This window comes from Photorhabdus hindustanensis, from assembly GCF_002968995.1.
Taxonomy (GTDB): domain Bacteria; phylum Pseudomonadota; class Gammaproteobacteria; order Enterobacterales; family Enterobacteriaceae; genus Photorhabdus; species Photorhabdus akhurstii.
Map to the genome: position 1 here is coordinate 1 of NZ_PUWT01000190.1, position 1,530 is coordinate 1,530.

General features: G+C 52.0%; 1 protein-coding gene. It reads left to right on the plus strand.

What is annotated here, in order from left to right:
• Window positions 1-1,530: VENN motif pre-toxin domain-containing protein (locus C6H66_RS25230; protein WP_248000832.1), on the plus strand; the 1,530-nt coding region annotated here is incomplete at both ends.

Genomic DNA, 1,530 nt, shown 5'->3' on the forward strand with positions numbered 1-1,530 from the left:
GGTGAACACACCCAGCTTGACGGCGCGGTCATTGCCAGTACCGCAGACAAAGACAAAAACACCCTCGATACCGGCACTCTCGGCTTTGGCGATATCAAAAACAAAGCGGATTTTAAAACCGAACACCATAGCGTGAGTATCAGCACTGGCGGCTCAGTAGGCGGCATGTTACTCAGTAATATGGCGGCCAATACCCTGGGCGGCGCTAACCGGGAAGGCCACGCCCAAAGCACCACCCATGCCGCGGTCAGTGACGGCACCCTGATTATCCGGGACAAAGACAGCCAGCAACAGGATGTCACCACCCTCAGCCGGGATACCGACCATGCCAACAATGCTCTCAGTCCTATCTTTGACAAAGAGAAAGAGCAGCAACGGCTGAAACAGGCCCAACTGATTGGCGAAATCAGTGCGCAGGTGATTGACATCGCCAGTACTGAAGGAGCAATTATCGCCACCAAAGCGGCCCACGCCAAACTGGAAAACATCAGTGACCCGGATAGAGAAGCGGCCCGAAAGAAACTGGAAAACGCAGGCAAAACCAACATTACGCCTGAGCAAATTAAAGACCAGATTTACAAAACCGCCTATAACCAGGCATTGAATGAGTCTGGCCTTGGCACCGGAGGGAAATACCACACCGCTTTACAGGCGGCTACCGCAGCCATTCAGGGACTCGCAGGCGGAAATATTGGTCAGGCGCTGGCCGGCGGCGCTTCCCCTTACCTGGCCGGGGTGATAAAAGACCTGACTACCGACCCGAAAACCCATCAAGTCGATGTCGTCACCAATACTCTGGCCCATGCCATTCTGGGGGCAGTGGCCGCCGAAGTCAGCGGTAACAATGCGCTGGCGGGCGCGGCAGGAGCAGCTTCCGGTGAACTGGCCGCGCGAGAACTGATGAAGCATATTCATGGTGAAAATGTTAAAGTCAGTGACTTAAGTGAAGAGGAAAAACAGACCATCAGCACCCTCTCCACCCTGGCGGCAGGGCTAGCGGGTGGAATTGCCGGTGACTCCACCGGAAGCACCGTTACCGGTGCCCAGGCCGGGAAGAATGCGGTGGAGAATAATTTCCTGACTGTCAAAAAGAATGATGCGTTGATCAAAGCTCTTGACGACCAAAAGGCAGGTAAAAACCTCTTGGAAGCTTCACAAAATATCGTCAGACTCACCAATGAAGACAAAGCCAGTAATGTGATGTTAGACAAATATCGCAAAGGTACATTAGATGAGAAAGGAAAACAGGAGCTGTCTGTTTTGCTCAATCAATATGGCTATGAATTGCAGACAGAATACGGTTTTTCAGGAAAAGAAGCTGCGGCTGCAATTCAGAATTTAGTTAACGGGGGAGCATTTGTTGCGGCTGCCGCAGATGCGAAAGCCTATAATGAAGCATTAAGCTATCTGAAAACGTACAGCGTACATTCAGGACAAGCTGCTCTCGGAACGGATGCATTAACGATATTACCCGGCACGCCAGGAACACTTATTCGGGGAAGCATTGTTGCCGGAGGTTCATATCAGGCT